This window comes from Phycisphaerales bacterium (assembly GCA_035627955.1).
In the GTDB taxonomy this organism is placed as follows: Bacteria; Planctomycetota; Phycisphaerae; order Phycisphaerales; family UBA1924; genus JAEYTB01.
On the sequence record DASPKU010000021.1, the window covers coordinates 149,815 to 167,961 of the forward strand.

General features: G+C 67.6%; 19 protein-coding genes. 6 read left to right on the forward strand and 13 right to left on the reverse strand.

The window, feature by feature from the left end; genetic code table 11:
- Positions 1–235: 235 nt before the first annotated feature.
- Together rpsI and rplM are read right to left on the reverse strand one after the other, a co-directional pair.
- The gene (gene rpsI, locus VD997_17065; GenBank protein HYE63705.1) at positions 236–745 is read right to left on the reverse strand and encodes a 30S ribosomal protein S9; all 510 of its coding nucleotides are present in this window, start codon (positions 743–745) and stop codon (positions 236–238) included.
- 24 nt (positions 746–769) lie between these two features.
- Positions 770–1,213, reverse strand: coding sequence for a 50S ribosomal protein L13 (gene rplM / locus VD997_17070; GenBank protein ID HYE63706.1), 444 nt, complete (start codon positions 1,211–1,213; stop codon positions 770–772).
- Positions 1,214–1,466: 253 nt separating this feature from the next.
- Between rplM and VD997_17075 the strand changes: the two genes are divergently transcribed.
- Positions 1,467–2,948, forward strand: a complete 1,482-nt coding sequence (locus VD997_17075; GenBank protein HYE63707.1) for a CPBP family intramembrane glutamic endopeptidase — start codon at positions 1,467–1,469, stop codon at positions 2,946–2,948.
- Here VD997_17075 and VD997_17080 read toward each other — a convergent pair.
- The 8 genes from VD997_17080 to VD997_17115 form a co-directional block, all read right to left on the reverse strand.
- On the reverse strand, positions 2,945–3,538 hold the full coding sequence (locus VD997_17080; GenBank protein ID HYE63708.1) for a hypothetical protein: 594 nt from the start codon (positions 3,536–3,538) through the stop codon (positions 2,945–2,947). The genes VD997_17075 and VD997_17080 overlap by 4 nt on opposite strands.
- 20 nt (positions 3,539–3,558) lie before the next feature.
- Positions 3,559–4,449: a metallophosphoesterase gene (locus VD997_17085; protein ID HYE63709.1), complete on the reverse strand. Its 891-nt coding sequence runs from the start codon at positions 4,447–4,449 to the stop codon at positions 3,559–3,561.
- A gap of 23 nt (positions 4,450–4,472) precedes the next feature.
- Positions 4,473–5,459 (reverse strand): serine/threonine-protein kinase, encoded by a 987-nt coding sequence (locus VD997_17090; protein HYE63710.1) that lies wholly within the window; start codon positions 5,457–5,459, stop codon positions 4,473–4,475.
- A 381-nt stretch (positions 5,460–5,840) separates the two neighbouring features.
- Complete coding sequence (locus VD997_17095; GenBank protein HYE63711.1) at positions 5,841–6,509, reverse strand: peptidoglycan recognition family protein; 669 nt, start codon at positions 6,507–6,509, stop codon at positions 5,841–5,843.
- Positions 6,510–6,742: 233 nt separating this feature from the next.
- Positions 6,743–6,964: a hypothetical protein gene (locus VD997_17100; protein HYE63712.1), complete on the reverse strand. Its 222-nt coding sequence runs from the start codon at positions 6,962–6,964 to the stop codon at positions 6,743–6,745.
- A 441-nt stretch (positions 6,965–7,405) separates the two neighbouring features.
- A complete protein-coding gene (locus VD997_17105; protein ID HYE63713.1) occupies positions 7,406–7,954 on the reverse strand; it encodes a tRNA (cytidine(34)-2'-O)-methyltransferase in 549 nt (182 codons plus the stop codon).
- Complete coding sequence (locus VD997_17110) at positions 7,951–9,258, reverse strand: hypothetical protein (GenBank protein HYE63714.1); 1,308 nt, start codon at positions 9,256–9,258, stop codon at positions 7,951–7,953. Before VD997_17110 ends, VD997_17105 begins: the two co-directional genes overlap by 4 nt.
- 140 nt (positions 9,259–9,398) lie before the next feature.
- Positions 9,399–10,223 carry an RNA methyltransferase gene (locus VD997_17115; protein ID HYE63715.1) on the reverse strand — a complete coding sequence of 275 codons (825 nt, stop codon included), beginning with the start codon at positions 10,221–10,223 and terminating at the stop codon, positions 9,399–9,401.
- Positions 10,224–10,243: 20 nt separating this feature from the next.
- Between VD997_17115 and VD997_17120 the strand changes: the two genes are divergently transcribed.
- From VD997_17120 to VD997_17130, 3 genes are read left to right on the forward strand one after another with little or no spacing between them, the layout of a single operon-like run.
- Positions 10,244–10,519: a hypothetical protein gene (locus VD997_17120; protein ID HYE63716.1), complete on the forward strand. Its 276-nt coding sequence runs from the start codon at positions 10,244–10,246 to the stop codon at positions 10,517–10,519.
- Positions 10,520–10,533: 14 nt separating this feature from the next.
- Positions 10,534–11,535, forward strand: a complete 1,002-nt coding sequence (gene pdxA / locus VD997_17125; GenBank protein ID HYE63717.1) for a 4-hydroxythreonine-4-phosphate dehydrogenase PdxA — start codon at positions 10,534–10,536, stop codon at positions 11,533–11,535.
- 60 nt (positions 11,536–11,595) lie between these two features.
- A complete protein-coding gene (locus tag VD997_17130; GenBank protein HYE63718.1) occupies positions 11,596–13,086 on the forward strand; it encodes an MATE family efflux transporter in 1,491 nt (496 codons plus the stop codon).
- Between the two features lie 7 nt (positions 13,087–13,093).
- On the opposite strand, the gene VD997_17135 is transcribed toward VD997_17130, so the two are convergent.
- On the reverse strand, positions 13,094–13,762 hold the full coding sequence (locus tag VD997_17135) for a DUF2625 family protein (GenBank protein ID HYE63719.1): 669 nt from the start codon (positions 13,760–13,762) through the stop codon (positions 13,094–13,096).
- A gap of 171 nt (positions 13,763–13,933) precedes the next feature.
- Between VD997_17135 and VD997_17140 the strand changes: the two genes are divergently transcribed.
- Positions 13,934–14,872, forward strand: a complete 939-nt coding sequence (locus VD997_17140) for a DNA-directed RNA polymerase subunit alpha C-terminal domain-containing protein (protein HYE63720.1) — start codon at positions 13,934–13,936, stop codon at positions 14,870–14,872.
- 104 nt (positions 14,873–14,976) lie between these two features.
- Here the strand turns inward: VD997_17140 and VD997_17145 are convergent, their stop codons facing one another.
- Together VD997_17145 and VD997_17150 are read right to left on the reverse strand one after the other, a co-directional pair.
- Positions 14,977–15,759 (reverse strand): hypothetical protein, encoded by a 783-nt coding sequence (locus tag VD997_17145; GenBank protein HYE63721.1) that lies wholly within the window; start codon positions 15,757–15,759, stop codon positions 14,977–14,979.
- A gap of 62 nt (positions 15,760–15,821) precedes the next feature.
- The gene (locus VD997_17150; protein HYE63722.1) at positions 15,822–16,823 is read right to left on the reverse strand and encodes an NAD-dependent epimerase/dehydratase family protein; all 1,002 of its coding nucleotides are present in this window, start codon (positions 16,821–16,823) and stop codon (positions 15,822–15,824) included.
- Between the two features lie 37 nt (positions 16,824–16,860).
- Here VD997_17150 and VD997_17155 point away from each other — a divergent pair, with 37 nt between their 5' ends.
- Positions 16,861–18,135: an aminotransferase class I/II-fold pyridoxal phosphate-dependent enzyme gene (locus VD997_17155; protein HYE63723.1), complete on the forward strand. Its 1,275-nt coding sequence runs from the start codon at positions 16,861–16,863 to the stop codon at positions 18,133–18,135.
- Positions 18,136–18,147: the final 12 nt, after the last annotated feature.

Consider the following 18,147-nt stretch of genomic DNA (forward strand, 5'->3'; position numbering starts at 1 on the left):
AGGGGACCGAGGTTGAACAGAGATGAACAGAGGAGAGAACGGGATTCAACTCTCGAGGCCGAGTGCAGGAGCGCCTCCAACAAAAACCCACTCTTCGCTCCGTGCACCTCTGTCCCGCCTCTGTCCCCTCCGTGTTCGGCCTTTCTCTTACCGCCCGAACTCTGATGGCACCAGCCAATGAAAAAGGGCGAGCCGTGCGGCCCGCCCTTTGATCGATCCAACTTGGAACCAGGGATCAGCGCTTGCTGAACTGGAAGCGGCGACGGGCGCCGGCCTGGCCGTACTTCTTACGCTCGACCTCGCGGGCGTCGCGGGTGAGGAGGCCGTTGTCGCGGAGCTGCTGCTCGAACTGGGGGTCGTAGTCCAGCACGGCGCGGGCGAGGGCGAGCTTGATCGCGCCCGCCTGGCCCATGAAGCCGCCGCCGTGGCACTTGCAGACCACCTGGAGGCGTCCTTGGAGGCCGGACACGGTGATCGCGGCCATGGCGTCGCGACGGTCGCGTTCCTCGGCGAAGTACTGCTCGACGGTCTTCACCTTGCCGTTGGTGCCCTCAACGGTCATGGTGGCGTTCTTGCCCTCGGCGGGCTTGATGCGGACGCGGGCGACGGCGGTCTTGCGGCGGCCGGTGCCCCACCACCAGCCGTGCTTGTCGGCGGGCTTAGCGGTGCGGGGAGCGCGGGCGGGCTGGGCCGCGGGAGGCTCAGTGCCGGGGATCTGGAGCATGGAACCGGATGTCGTGCTCATGTGTTTGGTCTCGTGCTAATCGCCTCAGGCGATGGTCATCTTCTGGGGGTTGTGGTTGGCGAACTCGTGCTCGGCGCCGGGGACGATGTGCAGGTTCTTCAGCATCACGCGGCTGAGGCGGTTCTTGGGGAGCATGCGGCGGACGGCGTCCTCGACGAGGAGCTCGGGCTTCTGCTCGCGGACCTGGCCGTAGGTCTGGATCTTGAGGCCGCCGGGGTGCTTGGTGTAGCGCATCTTGAGGCGGTGCTCGGCCTTGCGGCCGGTGAGGCCGACCTTGGAGGCGTTGGTGACGATCACCATCTCGCCGGTGTCCACGTGGGGGGTGTACTCGGGGCGGTGCTTGCCCATGAGGACCTGCGCCACGTCGGCCGCGAGACGGCCCAGGGGCACGCCCTCGGCGTCCACCACGAACCAGCCCTTCTTCACCTGGCCGGGCTTGGCCAGGAATGTCTGACGCCTGCTGGACATCGTAACCTCCGTCAGTCGCTTGCCTTGCAGATGGTGGAGACACCACCCGTGGGCTTTGCGACCAGTTCGCTCGCCGCCTACCGGGCGGGACGGGCTCTGGAGCGGCCCTTCCAGGGCCATTCCGCGGCAAGATTGAGGAATAGGGACGTCGGGCTTATCCGATCTGCCCGGGCTTTTCAGCTTCGGAGGATAGGCCCCGCCTCACCGGAATCAAGGTTTGCCCCTCAGGGGCCAGACGCCCGATGAACCTGCCATGACTTCGTTGCCGCCCGATCCGTACCCGACGTTCCGGCCGCCCCAGTCGCCTGATGGGGGTGGGCGCGCCCTTGACGAGCCGGGGGTGCCTGACCGCGGGTCGCCGCTGGCGGCCAAGATCGCGTGGGTGATCACGTTTGTGCTGATGGCGGTGCTGGTGATCAAGCAGCAGATGCCGGTGGAGGCACCGCCGATTCAGCCGACGAACCCCGGGCTGGTGTCGCCGCCCGAGCAGGGGGATGCGTTTGCGCTGACCGCGAAGCTCACGGTCGCCATGAAGAGTCTGCTTGGGGGGCAGTCGGCCGTTCAGGCGATGGAGAGTCTGGATCAGCAGGCGGCGACGGAGCCGGACCGGTTGCGGCTGGCGATCGTGGCGGCGGAGCTGCAGGGGACGAAGGAGGCGCTGCTTCGGCTGGAGCAGGTGAAGGCCGAGGGCGACCTTGTCGAGGACGTGCAGATTTTGCGCGCTGCGTATCAGGGCGAGGGGCGCGTTACGGACCCGGCGGCACAGAAGCGGCTCGCGGACCACCATGGGTGGTTCGGGCGGCTGGCGGCGCTGCACGGTGTGCCGGAGAACAACGCGGACCGCGAGGCGCTGTTCGACTTTGTGCCGCGTGTGCTGTTTGCGTTCGTGCTGCTGGCAGTGGTGCTGTTCGTGGCGATCGTGGGCGGGATTGCGGCGTTCATTGCGATGCTGATCCAGCTGAGTAATGGGCGGATCCGGCGGGCGTTTGTGCCGCCGGCCCCGGGCGGGAGCGTGTACCTCGAGAGCTTCCCGTTTTTCGTTGCCGGGTTCCTTGCACTGAGCCTTGGGTTTGCGCTCTACTCGCACGTGTCGGGCAACCAGTCGCCCACGCTGGCGATTGCTCAGCTGGCGACGCAGTGGGTGCTGGCGTTGTTCCCGCTGTACCCGGTCGTGTTCCGGGGCGTGCCCTTCCGCGAGTGGCGGCACCAGATTGGTCTGCACGCGGGGCGCGGCTTCTGGCGCGAGGTGGGGGCCGGGCTGTACGGGTACTTCGCGGGGTTGCCGCTGCTGGCCGCGGCGATTGCGATCAGCTTCGGCGTGGTCATCGTGCGGATGATCATCGAGAAGATGCTGCACGGTGTGCCGGGTGGGCCGCCGGCGAACCCGATCGCGGATGTGCTTGGGAAGGGGAGCCCGGCGCTCATCGTGGCCCTGTTCATCCTGGCGACGCTGTGGGCGCCGCTGGTTGAGGAGACTGTTCTGCGGGGTGCGTTGTTCCGGCACCTGCGCTCGCGGATGCGGCTCTTTGGGGCGGCGCTCGTGTCGGCGCTCTTCTTCGGGCTGATGCACGGGTACAACATCCTGCTCCTCACGCCGGTGATCACCATCGGCTTCATCTTCGCACTGATGCGGGAGTGGCGGGGGTCGCTGATCGGGTCGATCACGGCGCACTTCCTGCACAACGCCACGGTGCTGACGGTTGTGATCGTGCTGCTGAACGCGCTGAAGGACTAGGAAGCCGCGGTGTACCCGCACTCCGAGCATTGGGGAGCGTGACCGCGCGGGTAACCGCAGAAGACGCACGCGTTGCGGGACTGCCGGTACGCACGCTTGATGGAGAGCACAAGAAGCAGCGGGATCGCGATCACGCTCCAGAGCCCGAGCGCGATGATGAGCGGGTTGAGTACGACGCCGGGCCACGCGATGCGGATGGAAGGATCAGGGGCGTACTTCGACTTCCACTCCGGCTCATCCCACGGCCACCAGTACTGCGCATCAACAAGGACGGGGAGCGGCCACCCGTACTCCTCCACGCGCATCTGGTGCCCTGGCCGGCCGTCTCTTGAGGACCACGTCCCGATCAGCCGGTACCCGAGGCTCCATTCGATCTGCACTTGTGTGGGCGCGGGCCACTGCGGCTGGTCCGGCGGGGTCGCGACCGAGTAGCCAAGTCTGGCCGCGTCGGGCCCGTAGGAGAGGTCCACGTTGGAGGTCGGCGGGATTGGTGGGTGGCGGCTGAGGTAGCGAGCGGCGAAGTAGTTTGCCGGTGCGAAGAGGAGCGCGAGACAGATGAGGATCAGGAGGTGCCAGCGCCAAGCGCGCATGGCAGCAGCATACCGGTTGCCTACTGGCTCAGCCGCACCACGCGCCACTGGGCGTCCTCGGGGCGGGGCGGGTCGGACAGGTCGAGGGGCAGGTAGACGCCCATCTCGTGGTCGCTGTTCAGCACGAGGGCGTTGGGCGGTACGAACTTGACGCCGGTGGGGGCGTGCTCGTGGCCGAGGATGAACCACCAGACGCCCCAGCGTTCGGTGAGGTCTTCGAGGCCGTCGGCGTCGTAGCCGCGGCCCCAGGTCATGACGTGGGCGGCGCCGCGGGACTGGTAGTCCTCGGGCTCGAGGTGGCGTGAGAGGATGGTGGTGTCGAAGCGGCCCATCACGGCCGCGGGAGGGAGGCTGTGGGCGCAGAGGATGTCGCCGCGCGGGGTGTGGACCTTGAGGGCGATGGGCAGCGAACGGATGAAGGCGGTGATGGCGTCGGAGACCTCTTCCATGCGTTCGCCGAAGACGTAGGAGACGCCGGCGGAGAAGGCGTCGACGGACCGGACGCCGTCCTTGACGATCGCGTGGTTCATCATTTGGGCGAGCTCGTGGTTGCCCAGCAGGATGTGCACGTGCTCGGGGAAGCGGGCCTTGAGGTCGGCGGCGCGGGCAAGGACGCGGTAGGACATGTCCATGCCCTGGAGCAGGCGGTCGGAGTGGATGACCTCGTGCAGGGTGAGGTGGGAGGAGTCTTCGCGGAGCTCGGGGCCGTCGAGGCCGGCGGCGCGGATGACGCGGCTCATGTGCATGGGGTTGTCGTGCAGGTCGCCGGTGGCGATCAGCTTGCCGGGGCCCTCGATGTAGTCGATGGAGCCGCGCCGGCACTTGGCGCGGAGGTTGGCCACCGCGCCGGCCTTGAGGGCCTCGATCACGGCGTCCGGGTCGGTCACGTTGAGGAACGCACCACCGGACATCAGCACCTCACACCATCAATGAGTCAGGGGCGGCCGTTGGCGTCGCCCACCTTCAGCCCAACGCCGGAACCGGCGTTGAAGATCATGCCCGACGCGGACGCGGCGTTGCCAGGGTTGGGCTGAGCGCCCGAGCCGTCGTTCCTGGCGCGCAGCATCCCCAGAACCAACTCCAATCGCTCGATCACGTACGACATGTTGGCCGGGCGGTCGGCGGGATCGACCTCCACGCACTGCATGATGAGCTCGTTGAGCTTGACAGGGATGCGGGTGTTGAGCTCGATGGCGGGCTTGGGCTTGGGGATCAGCGCGTCGTCGATGCGGCTGACGAGCGAGTCGCCCTTGGCCAGGGCCGTGGGGATGGTGCGGGCCGTGAGCGTCCAGTACATCGTCGCGCCCAGGTTGTAGATGTCGGTCTTGGGCGTGATGGGGCGGCGGTGGACCTGCTCGGGGGCGATGTAGTCGGGGGTGCCCTGGATGCGCGGCTTGATGGTGCCGGTCTTGCAGGACTGGCCGAGGTCGATGACCTTGACGATGGGGCCGCTGTCGTTGGGGCCGGGGGTGAGGAGGATGTTGTTGGGCTTCATGTCCGCGTGGACGAAGCCGCGCTCGTGCATGTGGGCGAGGGCGGAGGCGGTCTGCTGGAAGATGCGGATGGCGTCGTCGAAGTTCTTGGGGGGCTTGAGGTCCATGCTCAGGCCGTCGACGTACTCCATGACGAGCAGGACGTCGGTGAGCTGGACGAAGTGCTTGTTCTTCTTGGTGAGCTTGATGACCTTGCGGAGGTTGGGATGGTCGAGCTTGGAGGCGACCTGGTATTCCTCGATGGTCTGCTGGAGGAAGCGGTCGTCCTTGGCGTCGCCGCGGTGGACGTGCTTGAGGGTCCAGATCTGCTTGGTCTTGGGGTCGTGGACGAGATAGATGACGGAAGCGGCGCCCTGGCCGATTTCCTTGAGGACGCGGAAGCCCTCGACCTCGTCGCCCTGCTTGAATGCTGGAACCTGATCGCCCATCGCTACCTGGTCTGGCCGCGGGTGGCCGCTCCTGAAAGGCCATACCACGCGGCAGGCCGACATCCAAGCCTATGAGGACGCCCGGGGCCGGTGACGAGATCGGCCCGACGGAAGCCCAACGTTGCCCGACCCGCGGCCTCTACAAGGCCTTCTGAGCCTTGTGCCCAGAGGAAAGACCCGTGAACAAACCGCGACCCAGACCGCCCGAGGGCGGTGGGGAGAAAGGATACGTGAGCCGGGCGGGTCCGGCTGAATCGGGGTTGGGTTTTCTGGAAAAGGTGACGGAAGGGTTCGGGGGTGGGTCAGGCCGCATCGTCGATTGCGCGGGGCAACCCCATAGGACTCATAGGAGTCATGGGATCCATAGGAGCCGGGCTGGAGTTAGCGGGGGAGCTGGGAGCGGAGGGTGGCGGCGGGGAAGAGGCGGCCGGGGTCGTCGGTGGGGGCGATTTCCGAGTGGAGGTAGACGCGGTTCCCGGGGATGCCCAGCTCGCGGCAGAGGGCGTTGCTGAGGCGGACGAGGCTTTCCATCTGAGCCCGTGTCGGGCGGGTGCGGTTGCCGTCGCCGACGAGGCAGATGCCGATGGAGTGGCGGTTGAACCAATCGGCCTGGGAGCCCGCGGCGTGGGCGCCGGGGACCTGGTCGCGCCAGCGGTGGCCGACGAGGATCTCGCCGTCTTCCATGCCGTTGCCGTTGCCGATGACGAACTGGTAGCCGAGGCCCTTGAGGCCGGAGGCGCGGGCCGCGGCGTCGAGGGAGGCCTGCGTGCCGTGCGGGGTGCCGGAGTCGTGGATGACGATGGCCTGCCAGTTGCCGGGGCGGATGGCGTTGCGGGTAGCGAAGATGCCCTCGAGGGAATCAACGCCCGCGGTGGCCATGAGGGGGGTGAGCGAGAGGCCCTCAGCGGCGGCGACGGGGCCGCGCTCCATGAGGAAGAGGCCGCCGCCGACGAGGGTCATGGCGCCGACGAGGGAGGCCCACACGGTCTGGGCGCGCGAGAGGCTCTTGGAGTTCTTCTTGCTGCGGGAGGCTGGCTTGGTGCGGGCCATGCGCGTGTCCGTGCGGAGGATTCGATGGCGCTCCCGAGCGGCCGGGATTCCGTGCCATCGGCCTGAGGATCGACACAATCACGCGGCGACATTCAAATCGCACGCGATTTCCAAGTGTAACCGGCACGACTGGCGCACGCAGACGTGCGCGGTTGGTCTGTGCGGTGTGTAGTGGCGCGCGGTTATTGGTCAGACTTGGATGTTGTTCGGGATGTTGTTCGGGTGCGGCTCGCTCACTCGGGAGTGGCGAGGAGGCGACCCTTGAGGTTGATCTTCATCTCGCCCAGCGCGTTCTCGACGCGGCGCGGGGCGCGACGGTCGCGCACGGCGTCGAAGCGGTCGTACTGCGAGCGGGGCTCATCCTCGGGGAAGAGCTGCTTCTGGCAGCCGAGCGCGAGGAGCGCGGGGGCGGCGAGGAGTGCGAGGAGCAGGAGACGTTGCACGCGTGTGGGCACGGGAGAGAGTGTAACGCGAAGAGGCGGCAAAGGCAGGAACGCGGAGGGCGGGCATTGAACGCGAAGAGCGCGAAGGGGGAGCGAAGGCGCGAAGGGGAAGGCAGGAACGCGGAGGTGGCGGAGAAGAGCGGAGGGCGCGGAAGGGAAGCGTTGAAGGAAGAGGGGAGTGGGGGCGCGACGGGGGAGAGACATTTCTCTCGCGGAGACGGGGGGGGCGCGGAGGGGGAATCGGAAGACGGTGATTGGGCTCAGTCCAAAAACGCAGTGGGCCGCCTGGGGATACCAGGCGGCACACTGGAGGAGAGAGAGAAGAGAGGAGATTGCGTTCGGGGTCGTTCGTCGTCTTCGTGTCGCGGGGGTCAAGGTCGCGACCTCTGCATGTGGTACAGGTTGGGGTCCGGAAAGGTTCAGCGAACAGAACACAAAAATGTTGATTTTGTGCTAGGCCGTGGTTTCGTCCGGCAGGAGGCGGCCTTGGGGGTCGAGGCGGGCGGTGCCGCGGGCAAGGGCTTGGCGGACGCCCTCGTAGACCACGGTGCACACGGCCGTGGCGAGGTTGAGGGATCGCTCGCCGGGGACCATGGGGAGGGAGATGAGCCGGTCGGGGTAGGCGACGAGGATGGACTCGGGGAGGCCCTGGCCTTCGTTGCCGAAGACGAGGAAGTCGCCGCGGGAGAGGGCGACCTGGTTCGCGGTTGGGGTCGAAGGTGAGGGGAAGAGCGAGCGGCTGGCTTTGGTCGTCAGCAGCCAGATCCGCTCACCCGGGGGCGAGGTCGCGGCGAGGAAGGCGTCCCAGGAGGCGTGCTCAAAAACGGAAAGGCGGGGCCAGTAGTCCAGCCCCGCCCGTCGGCATGCCTTATCGGATGTGTCGAACGCGAGCGGGTGCACGAGGTGGAGTGCGGAGCCGGTCGCGACACAGGTGCGCCCGATGTTCCCCGTGTTGTTGGGGATCTGGGGCGCGACCAGGACGACGTGGAAGAGCGGCGTCACTCCTTGCTGCGGCTCTTGAGGTACTCGTCCTCCGCTTCGCGCCGGGCCTTGATGCCGGGGTCGGCGCTGAGCACGCGGTCGAGGGCGCCGCGGAAGAGGGACGAGTTCATGAAGCCGGCGTATCGGAGGGTGTTGTCGGAGCTGACGACCGCGCCCCAAGGCAGGTAGATGGCGTTGTCCTTGGTCTTCACGATGTTGAAGATCGCGCCCTCGGTGTCCAGGACCATGGTGTGGTTGAGCTTCTGGCGCTCCTGGATGCGCTCGATCTTCTCCTTGAGGGCCTTGGGGTCGGCGTCGAGCTTGTACTCCTTGTTGCCGCCGCTGCCGCCGGACTCGATGGTGAGCGGGGACATGACGCCGATGACGACGAGGTCACGCGGGTACTGCCGCTGCACGAGGTTCATGGGCTCAAAGAGGTTGTAGGTGCCGGGCAGGTCGGGGTGCCAGAAGTACAGCAGGATGGCGCGGCCCTTCATGGTCGGCTTCTTGGGGAAGAAGCCGGCGTCCGGCAGCGAGACGATCACGGGCGGGTCGGGGTTCTTGGGGTCCTCGGGCTGGTGGCCGTCGGGACGGGGCATGTAGGGCCACTTCACCTTCTTCTTGTCGTAGGCCTCCGGGAGCGGCATCTGGAACGGCACCTCGGGGATGTCCGTCATGTCCACTTTGCTGCGGATGGCCTCGGAGCGCTTGCGGTCGAGCTCGTCCTGCTTGTTCTTGGCGGCGATCTCCGCGTTGAGGCCGGCGGCCTTGTCCTTGGCCTCGCTCACCAGGAAGTCGACGGCGGCCTCAATGGACTCGGTCTGGATGTCGGCGAATCGGAGCTGGCCGGCGCGATCGACGAGGTAGAAGTCGGGATCGGCGTCCTGCTTGAGGGCTGCGCGGAGGGCGTTTTTGCTGTCGTGGGCGAGGAGGAAGGTGGCCCCTTCGGCTTCGGTCTTGGGCTTCTTGGCCTCGGCCCAGCCGTCCTTGTGGTGGGCGGCGATGACGATCAGCTCGCCCTTGTGCTTCTCGGCCATGCGCTTGGCGACGTTGATGCTCTTGGCGGCCTGGGGGTACCAGTCGTTCCAGAAGAGGATGAGGACCACCTTGCCGTCGAGGGCGCCGGAGGTGGGGGCGGAGCCGTTGGTCCAATCGGTGAGCGCGTCGAGCGAGCCGATGGAAAAGGGCTTGAGCTCCAGCGCGTCGAGGGTGCGACGGTGGGCGCCCTCGCCCTCGCGGAGGATGGTGGGCTGGGCCAGGGCGGGGGTGGCGCAGAGGGCGGCGAAGAGCGCGGCCGCGGCGGAGCGTTTGAACCAGCTGGGCATGAGCAGTCTCCAGACACCGGCGAATGCCGGGGTACACAGGTTAGCGTGCCGGTAGCGGCAGGGTTCTCCACTCCTTCTAACGATGAGCGCGGAGGGGGAGCCCGTCGGGTTAGACGCACCGGAACCGGTTTGGTTCACGGCTATTGCGGGTTGACCAGGCGCGAGAGGGCGATGGCCGCGGCGGTGGCGATGTTGAGGGAGTCGGCCCCCTCGGCCATGGGGATGCGGACGTGGAGGGGGCAGCGAGCGAGGGCGGCGGGGGTGAGGCCAGGGCCTTCGGCACCCAGGAGGAGGGCGTAGCGGGGGCTGCCGGGGGTGGTGGGGGGCGGGAGGTGGTGGAGGGGGGTGGCGGAGGGGCTGGGGGTGAGGGCGAGGAGGGTGAAGCCTGCCTCGGTGACTTGATCGAGGGCGGTCGGCCAGGGTTCGAGGATGGTGAAGGGGATGGTCAGGGCGTGACCGATGGAGACGCGGAGGGCCTTGCGGTAGAGGGGGTCGCAGCAGCCCGGGGAGAGGAGGACGGCGGAGCCACGGCCGGCGAGGCAGGCGAGGTTGCGGAAGACGGAGCCGATGTTGTCGGTGTTGGCGGTGTTCTCGAGGATGATGAGGACACGGGAGGCGAGGAGGTCGGTGACGGGAGGGTTGGGGGTGCGGAAGGCGGCGGCGAGGACGCCGCGGTGGAAGGCGAAGCCGAGGATTTGCTGGAGGAGGTCGTTGGGGGCGGTGAAGACGGGGACGTCGGGCGGCAGGGTGGGGAGGAGATCGGCCAGGCGGTCGACGGCGTTAGTGGCGAGCACGAGCGAGTGGAGCGGGTAGCGGGAGGCGAGGAGCTTGCGGACCACGAGCTCGCCCTCCGCGATGAAGGTGGGGCGGCCTCCTTGCGAGTCGAGGGCGCGGAGCTGGGCGTCGGTGAGGTTGAGGTAGGGGGCGAGGCGGGGGTCGGAGGTGGAGGAGAGGGGGATGAGCACGCCGATGGTATTATTTGCACATGCTGGGTGAGGATATTTACAAGCGGATCAAGGCTCCCGAGTTCCGACCGTTCTACCTCGTCATGGCGAGCGGGGAGCGGGTTTTCGTGCGGCATCCAGACTCGATCTCGTTCACAAGCACGGAATACAAAGGGAAGCGGATCTTCGGGCGGTCGTTCAACGTGCTGGAGATCAAGGACGGCGTGGTGGTCGAGCGGTACATCTCACTTCCGATGGTCGCGCAGATTCTGGACGAGTACCCGCTGGATGGCAGCGGTCTCCAGAACGCGGGCTGACCCAGTTGCTCCGAGTGAACTCGCATATCGGCATCACGATGGGCGACCCCGGCGGGATTGGGCCGGAGGTGGTGGTGCGCGCGCTGGCGGATGAGCGGGTGCGGGGGCTGGCGCGGTTCACGGTGTTTGGGGTGGAGGGGGTGCTGGCGGAGGCGGCGCGGGTGTATGGGGTGGGGTGGCCGGCGGAGGGGGTTGTAGTTGAGGCGCGGGCCGAGGACGGATCGTGGCACCCGGAGCGCGGCACTGCGCGGGGCCATGATGCGCGGAATGGGGAGGCTTCGTTCCGCTTCGTGGAGCGGGCGATTGAGTGCGCGAAGCTGCCGGTGGGGGATGCTCGGCGGGTAGACGCGGTGGTGACGGGGCCGATCTCGAAGGAGGCGTGGGCGCTGGCGGGGCACCGGTGGCCAGGGCACACGGAGTTGTTTGCGGCGCGGTTTGGCACTGAGCGGTACGCGATGATGTTCTACGCGCCTCCCGCGGCGGATGCCCCCTCGCTCAATGTGATATTGGCGACGACGCACGTGCCGCTGCGGGATGTGCCGGGGGCGGTGACGCGGGGGCGCGTGCTGGAGGTGATTGAGCTTGCGGATGAGGCGCTGCGGCGGCTAGGGGTGGACAGGCCGCGGGTGGGGGTGTGCGGGTTGAATCCGCACGCGGGGGAGAGTGGGCTGCTGGGGACGGAGGACCGGGATGTGATCGCGCCGGCGGTGGAGGAGGCGCGGGCGAGGGGGATCGAGGTGACGGGGCCGTGGCCGGGGGACACGGTGTTCTTGAAGGCGCTGCACGGGCCGGGGCAGCGGCCGAGCTTTGACATCGTGGTGGCGATGTATCACGACCAGGGGCTGGCGCCGGTGAAGCTGATGGCGCGGGACCGGACGGTGAACGTCACGGTGGGGCTGCCGGTGGTGCGGACGAGCCCGGACCATGGGACGGCCTTTGATATCGCGGGGAAGGGCGTGGCGGACGCGGGGAGCATGAAGGCGGCGATTGAGTTGGCGGTGCGAATGAGTCGGTAGGTCCGCCAGGACTTCTGGGTCGCCGAGGTCCGATTCAGGGGTAGTTCCTACCCTCCGCCCGTGCCCCCTGCCGCGCTGAAGCACGAGTCCCCACTGTTAGAGCTGCTCCGTATCGCGGGGCCGACGGTGGCGACGATGACGTCGTACACGGTGATGCAGTTCGCGGACAAGTGGCTGGTGTCGCGCCTGGGGCCGGAGTTCGTGGGCGGGCAGGGCAACGGCGGGCTGGTGGCGTGGCTGCCGCAGTCGATCGCGATGGGCATGTTCACGGTGGTGAACACGTACGTGTCGCAAAACATGGGGGCCAGTAAGCCGGAGCGCGGGCCGGCGTACGCGTGGAACGCGCTGTACCTGGCGGTGGCGTGGTACGTGGTGTTCCTGCTGCCGATGCCGAGTTTTCTGCCGTGGATGTTCAGGGTGGCGGGGGTGGAGGAGGGGCAGACAGCGCTGGCGGCGACGTACGGGTCGATCCTGTTGTACGGCGGGCTGTTGAACCTGTGGACGCGGGCGATCTCGCAGTTTTTCTACGGGATGCACCAGGCGAGCGTGGTGATGGTGGCGGGGATCGCGGCGAACGTGGTCAACATCGTGATCTCGGCGCTGCTGGTGTTCGGCAATGAGCCGTGGCCCGAGGACTTCGGATGGTTCGGGCGGGCGCTGGAGCCCGTGGCGGTGGCCATGGGCATCCCACCGATGGGCATTGCCGGGTCGGCCTATGGCACGATCATCGCCACGGCCGTTGAGTTTGCGATTCCGATGGCGGTGTTCCTGGGGCCGAAGCTCAACGCGAAGTATCAGACGCGGGCGGCGTGGCGGGTATCGTGGCAGCACCTCAAGGAGATCATCAGGACCGGGTGGGCCGCGGGGCTGATGTTCGGGAACGAGATGATCTGCTGGGGGTACTTCATGGTGCACCTGGTGAGCGGGTTCGGGAAGGCGCACGCGTCGGCGGGGTGGATCGCGCACCAATACATGTCGCTGTCGTTCATGCCGGCGGTAGGGCTGAGCGTGGCGGCGACGGCGATTGTCGGGAAGTACATGGGGGCGAACCGGCCGGACATCGCGGAGAGGCGGGCGTGGCTGGCGGTGGCTCTGGCGGCGGGGTACATGGGGCTGTGCGGGGTGTGCTTCGTGGTGTTCCGCGGGGCGCTGATGCGGTTCTTTATCGAGGAGGGGACGCCGCCGGCGGAGGTGGAGGAGCTGGTGCGGCTGGGGTCGCTGATGCTGATCGCGACGGCGTGCTTCCAGCTGTTTGACGCGGGGGCGATGGTGCTTTCGGGGGCCCTGAGGGGGGCGGGGGACACGGTGGTGCCTGGTGTGGCGACGGTGGTGACGTCGTGGGGGATCATCGTGGGGCTGGGGACGCTCCTGACGTACCTGTACCCGCAGCTGGAGTCGCTGGGCGCGTGGATCGGCGCGGCGGTGTACATCTTCACGCTGTGCGTGATCCTGCTGCTGCGGTTTGCGTCGGGGCGGTGGAAGACCATCAAGCTGCTGAAGCCGGAGACGGGGACGCAGGACGTGGCGGGGACGACGGATGGGATCGTTTGAGGCGAAGTCAGGCTGAGAGCTGGCGGGCCATGTCGAAGTTCAAGTTGATGAGTTCGAGCAGCGGCACGGGGACCCGAGACGTTGCTGCGAGCGGCTTCGATTCCTTCGTGAACAGTGGCGGGTAAATACTGAAGCCCTGCGAGGGCGTGAGCGCTGCCACCTCGCGTCTCCAACCAGCCCATCGGAGGTCCGCGTAGAATTCTTCGCGTGCGTCGTGGTTCAACATCGATGTCACCCACTGGGAATGACTCAGCTCGAGACACTCCCAGCTCAAAGCTGCGGGATCGAAGTAGAACACCCGCTGCTTGTGGGTCTCCCCGAGAGCGCCGCCGTTGATCGCGAACACGCCTCCGAGGACATCGATGCCCACGACGATGCCGGCTGGCGGCGCACCGTCCCACCCTAGCACTGCGGTCATTGATGTGATCGAAAAGGGAGACTGGTCACTCCGACTGCCCAGCATCCGGGTCCAGCCGTCATCGAGAACCACACCTCCCGTGTGACGGGCCAGGCAGCCGAGGTAGCTCCTGGTTGTCACCTGCAGCCGAAGCAACTCGTCGGCCCCAGCGGAATATTCTGCCTCAGCGACCACCGCTCCTTGCGCGGCTAGCAGCACGGACCGAAGCTCGGCCCAGGAGGATGCCGAGGGATCGTCGAGTTCCTCAAGCGGTCGCATCGAGGCAAGGTACCGGGAGTCGGCGGGACCTTGGGCGACCAGCGACCCCCTGGCGGGGCGGGCGCGGGGGTGGTTTGGGGCGGCGTCGCGCCTAAACTTCCCGCCCAAATCGCTTTGACAAACTCCCACGGCCTGGGTTTGGGGCCGTGGTTTTCCAGCAGGAGCATGCACTTGGCCCACGATCCTCTCGACACTGTGATCGGCGTTTCTGATTCCGTCCGTCGCGATCCGGCGGCAGCGGGCAAGCACCTGGCCAACGCGGAGCGGCTGGACAAGGAGGGCGACCGCGTGGGTGCGGTGGCCGAGCTGCGGAAGGCGGTGACGCTGGATCCGGACAACCACCAGATCCTGTTCAAGCTGGGGTACCTGCTGGACCTGCTGGGCGAGGAGGATGAGGCGCTGGCGCTGTACGAGCGGTGCGTGGCGACGCCGCCAGCGATGGTGAACGCGCTGCTGAACCTGGCGGTGCTGTACGAGGACCGCGGGGAGTACGCGAACGCGGAGCGGTGCCTGCGGCAGATCCTTGACACGCGCCCGAACCACATCCGGGCGCGGCTGTTCATGAAGGACGTGCAGGCGAGCCGCGAGATGGTCGTGGTGGAGGAGCAGGACCGCGACATCTTCAAGCGCAAGGCGCTGCTCGATACGCCGGTGACGGACTTTGAGCTTTCCGTGCGGGCGCGGACGTGCCTGAAGAAGATGAACATCCGCAGCTTGGGCGACCTGCTGCGGATCACCGAGGCGGAGCTGCTGAGCTACAAGAACTTCGGCGAGAGCAGCCTGGTTGAGATCAAGAAGATGCTGACGGCCAAGGGGCTGCGGCTGGGCCAGGGCCTGGAGGATGCGCACCGCCAGGCGCGCCGGGCGCTCATCGAGCAGTACAAGGGCACCGGCAAGGAGACCGTGCTGGCCAAGCCGGTGTCGGAGCTTCAGCTGAGCGTGCGGGCCCGAAAGGCGCTGCAGCTGCTGAGCATCCAGACGCTGGGCGATCTGGCGAGCCACACCGAGGCGGAGCTGATGGGCATCAAGAACTTCGGCGCGACGTCGCTCAAGGAAGTGAAGGACAAGCTGGTGGAGTACGGGCTGGGGCTGCGGAAGCTCGAGTCCTGAGTCTGACAGAGCACCGAGATGAGGACATCTCGGTGGCACGAACTCTTCCATACCAGAGGCCCGGGGGCATCAGTGCTCCGGGCCTTTTTCGTTTTCACGGGGGGTTAGACGGCGCGAACCAGGCCGCACTCGGGGCAGGTGCGTCTGCCTTCGGCGATGGGCACGGCGTCGAGGGCGTAGTCGCAGCCGGGGCAGAGGACGCCGCGGACGCGGGAGCCGCGGGCGCGGCCCCAGCGGTTGGAGCCGAGCAGGAGGAGCAGCAGCGGCGCGTGCCACAGCGGGACCTGGGCGCACCAGGAGCCGGGCGGCAGCTTGAGGTCGGTGGCGTCGAGGACCTTGGGGTAGAGCAGCAGGCGGGAGGACGATGCGAAGTTGGAGGTGTTGAGCGTTTCCGAGCGGTCGAGGCCGACGGCGACGAAGCCGCCGTTGAAGACGGCGCGCAGGGCGCCCTCGCCGAGCTGGGCTTTGGTGTTGGGGAGCGGGATGAGGAGGAGCATGCCGGCGGTGATGAGGACGGCGGCGGGCCAGGTGCGGGCGCCGGCTTCGAGGCGGCGGCCGCGGCGCTCGCCGAGGGCGAAGGCGAGGGTGCACGCGGAGAGGGTGAACCAGGGCCAGAGCGGGACCTCGAGCGTGCGCGAGCGGAGGCGGGGGAGCACGCGCCAGGTCATCCATGGCTGTGTGGGGCGGGTCCAGTCAAACCCGGGCTTGCGCGCGTTCCACACAGCGCCGTAGACGGTGACGCTGAGCGTGCCGGAGCGGAGGGCGAGCTCGGTTTTGCTCACGAGCAGGCGCGGGCCGCGGTAGACCGAGAGGAGGATGGCCGCGCCCAGGAGGAGGGCGAGGAGGGCGGCGAGCCGCAGGCTGAGGGCGCGTGCTTTGGGGGACACGCGGGGGAGCGTACCGCGCGGCGTGTAGCGCGCGAGCGCATTCAATGTTCGGCCCCAGCGGCTCACGCGGCCTCGGCGTGGCCGGTCATCCAGCGGACGGTGCGGTCGATGGCGGCGGGGTAGGGCGTGGTGTAGTACTGGCCGAGCAGCGACTTCGCGGGGAGCGGGTCGAGGCTGTGCGCGGTGTTGTAGATGGGGTAGAGGTCGAGGAGGTTGCGGTACTTCTCGTTGAAGCGGGCCGCGAGCTTGATCATGAAGGGCGAGGCGGCGCGGAGTTTCAGGGTCTCGTTGAGGCGCGCGGCCGCGGCTTCGAGGATGAGGCGGGGCTGCATAGGGCCTGAGCCGGGGAGCGGGATGCGCTTGCCCATGCCGTCCTTGCGGGTGGCGAGCTCGACGAGCGGGCGGCCGGCGTCGGGGACGAAGAGGAAGTCGCGCGGGGCCTCGGGGTCGCCGGGCCAGGTTGCGGTCGAGCCCTTGGCGATGCTGGCGATCGCGTCGTTGATCATGGAGACGCTGGCGCCGGGGCCGAAGAAGTCGGGGAGCTGGGCGACGCAGGCGTTGGCGCCCAGGAGGATGTCTTCCTGGATGTGGCGGAGCTTGGCGAGGCGCGAGACGGCGTGGGCGGGGGCGCCTGGGAGGGCACGATCATGAAGCATGATCGTGGCACAGGAGGCCGTGGACCAGTAGCCGGAGATGGCAAGGCAACTGGCGTTGTTCTCGACCATGGCCTGCGCGACGGAGCGGGCCATGAGGACGTGGTCCTCGTAGTTCTCGAGGGAGACGCCGGCGCAGAGGAAGATGACGTCGCAGCCGTGGGCCGCGCCGATAGCGGCGGTGGGGATGCGGATGTCGGCCTGGCAGTGCTCGATGAGGCCCTGCGAGAAGTTGCGGGCGAGGTTGGGGGCGGAGCGCGAGACGACGCGGGTGGGGATGCCGCGTTCCACGAGGTCCTTTACCAGCTCACGCCCGATGCCGCCGGTCGCGCCGAAGACCGCGGCCCGCTTGAAGGGGGGAGGGGTGTCGGGGGTTTTAGAAGAGCCCCCTATCTTCGCCAGCCGTTCCATACCTCATAGAGTTGGTTTTGAGCAGGAAGGAAACCACATGACGAGCGGCACGATGGCGGAGTCTGCGGGCAAGGTTGCGGCCGGTAGCGTCTTTGACGCCCGTACCGACGCGGTGCTGGCTCAGCTGCGGGCGGGCGGCCAGTACAAGCACCTGCAGATGATCGAGGGGCCCATGGGGGCCACCGTCAAGGTGAAGGGGTACGGCGAGTGCCTGTGCTTCTGCTCGAACAACTATTTGGGGCTGGCGGACCATCCGGAGGTGGTGGAGGCGGGGGTGCGGGCGCTGCGCGAGTACGGCGCGGGCACGGCGAGCGTGCGGTTTATTTGCGGCACGTTCTCGCCGCACGAGGAGCTGGAGCGGCGGATCGCGGAGTACATGGGGACGGAGGCGGCGTACACGTTCGTGTCGTGCTGGAACGCGAACGAGAGCGTGTTCGCGACGCTGTGCGAGCCGGGGGACATGATCATCAGCGATGAGCTGAACCACGCGAGCATCATCGATGCGATCCGGCTGGCGACGGTGATCAAGAAGGGCGTGCACAAGGGCGTGTACAAGAACAACGACCTCGCGGGGCTGGAGACGCGACTGCGCGAGGCGCGGGCGAACAAGGACGTCACGGGCCAGATATGGGTCGTGACCGACGGCGTGTTCAGCATGGAGGGGTCGATCGCGGACCTGCCGGCGATGCGGCGGCTGTGCGACCAGTACGGGGCGATGCTGGTGGTCGATGACTCGCACGGGCACGGCGTGATGGGGAAGACGGGGCGGGGGACGCATGAGCATTGGGGGATGCTGGGGAAAGCGGAAGGCGGAAAGCGGAAAGCGGAGAACGGGGAGGTCGACATCTTCACCGGGACGTTGGGGAAGGCGCTGGGTGGTGGGGCGGGTGGGTTTATTGCGGGGCCGCGGCGGGTGGTGGAGCTGATCGTGCAGCGGGGGCGGCCGACTTTGTTCAGCAACGCGCTGCCGGTGGCGGTGGCGTGCTCGGCGAGCAAGGCGATCGAGATCCTGATGAAAGAGCCGCAGCGGGTGGAGAAGCTGCGGGCGAATGTCGCGGCGGCGCGGGCGGGGATCAAGAGCGCGGGGTTCGAGGTGCTGGAAAGCCCCACGGCGATTTTGCCGATCATCGTGCACGATACGGCGCGGGCCATTGCGATGAGCAAGAAGCTGCTGGAGATGGGCGTGTTCGTGATCGGGTTCGGCTACCCGGTGGTGCCGGAGGGGCACGCGCGTCTGCGGGTGCAGGTCTCGGCCGCGCATGAGCCCAAGCACATCGAGGGGCTTATCGCGGCGCTGAAGAAGTTGAAGTAGGTCGGATAGGAC